The organism is Aeromonas sp. ZOR0001 (assembly GCF_000801015.1).
In the GTDB taxonomy this organism is placed as follows: Bacteria; Pseudomonadota; Gammaproteobacteria; order Enterobacterales; family Aeromonadaceae; genus Aeromonas; species Aeromonas veronii.
Map to the genome: position 1 here is coordinate 1 of NZ_JRJY01000141.1, position 4,456 is coordinate 4,456.

At 55.5% G+C, this 4,456-nt stretch carries 4 protein-coding genes and 1 riboswitch; of the genes, 1 reads left to right on the forward strand and 3 read right to left on the reverse strand.

The genetic code is table 11. The features are described 5' to 3' along the window. Window positions 1-330: 330 nt before the first annotated feature. Window positions 331-822 carry an RNA recognition motif domain-containing protein gene (locus L972_RS17120; protein WP_005339200.1) on the forward strand — a complete coding sequence of 164 codons (492 nt, stop codon included), beginning with the start codon at window positions 331-333 and terminating at the stop codon, window positions 820-822. A gap of 7 nt (window positions 823-829) precedes the next feature. Here L972_RS17120 and murI read toward each other — a convergent pair whose 3' ends face one another. The 3 genes from murI to L972_RS17135 all read right to left on the reverse strand — a co-directional run. Beyond that, the gene (murI, locus tag L972_RS17125) at window positions 830-1,633 is read right to left on the reverse strand and encodes a glutamate racemase (RefSeq protein WP_047439813.1); all 804 of its coding nucleotides are present in this window, start codon (window positions 1,631-1,633) and stop codon (window positions 830-832) included. 110 nt (window positions 1,634-1,743) lie between these two features. After that, a complete protein-coding gene (locus tag L972_RS17130; protein ID WP_047439814.1) occupies window positions 1,744-3,609 on the reverse strand; it encodes a TonB-dependent receptor domain-containing protein in 1,866 nt (621 codons plus the stop codon). Between the two features lie 52 nt (window positions 3,610-3,661). Beyond that, window positions 3,662-3,839, reverse strand: a riboswitch (cobalamin riboswitch). A gap of 35 nt (window positions 3,840-3,874) precedes the next feature. After that, on the reverse strand, window positions 3,875-4,456 hold a 582-nt coding region (locus L972_RS17135; protein WP_047439816.1), incomplete at its 5' end, for a LysR substrate-binding domain-containing protein.

A 4,456-nucleotide genomic window follows, 5' to 3' on the forward strand; every position in this document is an offset into this window, starting at 1 on the left:
TTCGGCGTGTTCCGCCGTGCTGGTAGGGGCGCATTATAGGGAGCGGCGCTGCGATGACAAGACTTTTTTTGAAGAAAATCACGAAAATTTCAAATTATTCAATTAGAAACAGCTTATTCAGTGTATATATACAATGTTATCCACAATCCGGTTATTTCACTCCCATTTTAGCGTCATTTATGTCGTCTTTAGTGACCTTGGGAATGCCATACTGGAGCCGATAACCTCTCCCGAGTGGTCCATGGTAGCGCCAATCAGGAAAGCTGGTTACCATGGAGGTGAATATAGTGTTGCACCTTTTTTGCTTTCATTTACAAAAGGTCTTTTAAGATGAATTTATCCAAGTTTCCCGTATATATGCAGGCCGCAATCCTTGCTCTGGTATTGGCAGTGGTTGGCTACCTGGTTGCCCAGGCCCTGCAGTTCTCTTTGAAAGCGGAAGTGATTTTTGCAGCAGGTCTGGCCATCGGCGGTTTCGTGGTACCGCTGTTCCTGAAGCGAACCCCGGCTAATGTCGCCGAGTCGATCGCCAATCAGGAGACTTGCACCTTATATGTAGGCAACCTGCCCTATCGCGCCAATGAGATTGCAGTGCGCGAATTGTTTGCCGAACAGGGCCAGGTCATTTCCGTGCGGTTGATGAAGGACAAGGCAACCGGCAAGCGCAGAGGTTTCGGTTTCGTGGAGATGCCCGCCGCCGATGCCGCCAAGGCGATTGCCGCTTTGAATGACAAAGAGTATCAGCAGCGCACCCTCAAGGTGCGTGAAGCGAATGACAAACGTGATAAAGAGGAAAGAGAAGGTAGCGAAACTGACGCCTAACCGCTCGTCAGTACTTCACCTCTTCCAGTGATGACAGCCCCCATGCTTGCAAGGGGGCTGTCAGTTTTTGAGCCTCCCCATCCAGCCGGGTACAGTAAGCCCTGGCAATTACCTCTTCTATATGTACAGGCTGCACGATGGCATGCCCGCCATTGTTCAGCAACCAGGCCACCCGTTTGGCAACGGCACTGCCCGAGTCAATCAGCTGACATTGCGGCATCAGTTGCCCAATCTCTTCATTGAGTAGCGGGAAGTGAGTGCAACCAAGCACCAGCGTATCCGGCTTTTCTTCCCCCTCCAGCCAATCGGCCAATACCTCGCGCAGTAGCGCCATATTGACCGGTAGGCCCGCCAGCTTGTGTTCGGCTTCTATGACCAGCTCGGTGGTGCCCTTGAGCAGCACCCGCTTGCCGGGAGCAAACTGGGCGATCAGTTCGTGGGTATAGTCGCGACTCACCGTGCCCGGCGTAGCCAGCAAACCGATGCAACTATTGCGAGTCTGTGCAGCGGCAGGCTTGATGGCTGGCACCACCCCCACCACGGGAATATCCAGTGCCTCACGCAGGGCTGGCAGCGCTATGGTGCTGGCCGTGTTGCAGGCAATCACCACCAGATCGATATGATGACGGGCTACCATGGTGGTCACCAGGCGGGTGCAGGCAGCAATCAGAGCGGGCTCGCTCAATTCACCATAGGGGAAGTTGGCGTTGTCGAAGCAGTAGAAATAGTTGTGTGCCGGCAGAACGCGGCGGATCTCGCGGTAGATGGTCAGGCCACCCATACCGGAATCAAACACGAGAATATTGGCCACTTGAGCTCCCCTTTGGTGCAAGGCGGCGATCATACTCCCGCCTGCCGCCAATAGAAAAGGCCCTGCCAATGGCAGGGCCCGGGTTTTTCAAGGATGAACCGAATAAAGCATCAGAAGCGGTAGTCGGCAGTCACTTTGAACTCGGTACCCGGCGATGCGTAACCATAAGCGGGGGCGTAATCACGATCGAACACGTTATCGATACGTCCACCCAAGGTAAATTGCTGAGTCAACTCGTAACTGGCAGCCAGGTTCAACAGCGTATAGGCACTGAGTTCCACCCGCTGGCTAGTCGCCCAGTTATTGTCATAGCGCTTGCCGACATAGAGCAGCTCAGCAGTCAGTGTTGCTGCATCGAATCGGGTATCTGCAATCCAGCTGCCTTTATGCTCAGCTCTACGCAACAACTGCAAATCCTGGTTACCCGTATCTTTGGCTCGGGTGTAGTCGTAACTTAGACGATGATGCACTGGTCCGGTGTCGATGCCGAACTCCGTTTCCACCCCTTTGATATCTGCAGTGGTATTTTTGGGATTACAGGTGTTGCTCATGCTGGTCAGGCAATAAATCAGATTGTCGATGCGGTTACGATACAGATTCACAGACCAATCCCATACCGAATAGCGACCTGACAGACCCAACTCCAGGTTTTTGCTCTCTTCCGGCTTGAGTGTCGGATTCTCAAACCCAGGATAATAGAGCTGGTTGAAGGTCGGCGCTTTGAAGCCAGTACCGTAGCTCAGCCGGACATTATGGTTCTCATCGATATCCAGCCCGCTGGCGGCAGACCAGGTGTTGTGACGACCATATTGCTGGTTGTCATCGGTACGACCTGACAGCTCCCACAGCAGCGCCTGCCAACGGTAGCTCCCTACGGCAAACAGACCGGTATTGTCGCGGTCGGGGGCATTGAAAGCTTTATTAGACCCTCGAGAATCTGACTTCATCTCTTCACGCTGCCAATCTGCACCGCCTGTCAGGCTGACCCCTTCAATACCACTCCAGCTATTGATCCAGGATAAGCGTGTCAAACCTGTATGAATGGGCTGGCCAGTCTCTTCCCCATTACTCTCCAGCCAGTTCTTAAGCTTGTTCTCACCGTAACTGGCTTCAAATCGACTGATCAGATCCTTACTCTGGAACTTAAGACCACCGTCATATTGGAAAGCCTGAACCCGACTTTGATCTGATGATGGAACGCCGGGCGCAAGCCAGTCTTCACCACCATCTATATCAGTGAGGTTGTTATAACCCTGCGCGTTAATGTCGGCACTCCAAGCATCATTGAAACGGTGATTCAGACCAATCTGGCCATTCAAACCAGCAAACCCATCCCGATCAGGCTGTATAGGGGTAGAGCCATCTTGCGCCTTAATATCAAAACCATCGGTACGCTCGTAGCCGATCAGCATGTTCATATCGGTTTTTTGACCCAATGACTGAACCGTTCTGAGCTCGCCTTGGCCATAACCATTGCTGCCAGCACCGCCCTTCAGGTGTGTCTCGCTGCCATTCTTGGCGGATGTTTTGGTGATGAGGTTGATAACGCCGCCAATGGCATCGGAACCATACACAGCCGCGCGTGGGCCACGGATATACTCGATGCGCTCGATATTGCCGAGCGGGATTTGGCTGAGATCGGGCGTGCCCGCCACCATGGCGGCAATCGGGCGACCATTAATCAAGACCAGAGAGTGGTTGGAGTTGGTTCCACGGACAAACAGGCTGCTGATGTGCCCCCGACCTCCCAGAGTCGCCATCTGCACGCCGGGCAGGGTTTTCAGCAAATCAGGCAAACTCTGCACCTGACGAGATTCGATCTCGGCGCGATCGATCACCACAACGGGCACCAGCACCGAGCTAACCGGTTGTTCCACGCGGTTGGCTGTGATTACCAGAGTCGGATTGATAGGGATGGTGGTTTGGGCAAACGCCGCCGTCGGCAACAGGGCAGCCGCCAGAAATTTCTTCGACATGAGAGATCCTTAAGTTCGCGTAAGTATCTATTTCGTGGCCGGTTTCTCTCGGCCCGAAATACGAACTCTGGCAGGTCTTCGGGCTCGGGGGCTGATAGCCTACGGCGACGGCTTCCCGCCTGACGGCAGTGCCCTGATGTCGCTTCGTTCCCCCTTACCGCTGCGCGCCAGCTCCGGATTCTCACCGGATTCCCTATTAAGCATGATGCGCCAAAGCGGGAGGATTATAGGCAGAGCCAAGCTGGATGTATAGCCATCCAGATTTCTATTTATTCCCCGCCAGCGCCGCCAACCGCTGCTGGGCCCCCTCCATCACCGCCTGTACCCCGGGATGGGAGAGATGGCGCCCTGCCGAGACCAGATAGTAAGAGAGGGTGACATCGGTGAGGGTCGCAATCCGCTCCACTCCGTAGAGACGGCCAATCTCGTCGGCCATCGCCAGCGGCGCCGGGAAGATCCCCATCCCCGCCTTGCCGAACGACTTCATCAGGGTGGAGTCATCAAACTGACCCACCAGATGGGGATGAATGCCCTGCTGGCGATACCACTCCAGCAGCCGATCGTGGGTGGCAGACTTCTCTCCGGGGATAAGCAACGGCAACCCCTCCAGCGAGGCGGGAAAGCCGTCCCGCGCCCGCGCCGCCAGCTCCGGGCTGGCAAAGAGCGCCAGCGGGCTGCGCCCCAGCTCGTGGTTATAGCCACGCACGCCGCTGTCGGGAGGGAGCGGGCGATCGATCAGCACCATGTCCAGCTTGTGGCGGGCCAGTTCGCTGAACAGCTGCTCGGCCCGCTCCTCGTGACACACCAGCCGCAATGGGGTCGCCAGCGCCATGGCGGGAGCCAGCAG

Coding starts and splice junctions, on each gene's coding strand:
- L972_RS17120 (WP_005339200.1), top strand. CDS start 331: ATGAATTTATCCAAGTTTCCCGTATATATGCAGGCCGCAATCCTTGCT.
- L972_RS17130 (WP_047439814.1), bottom strand. CDS start 3,609: ATGTCGAAGAAATTTCTGGCGGCTGCCCTGTTGCCGACGGCGGCGTTT.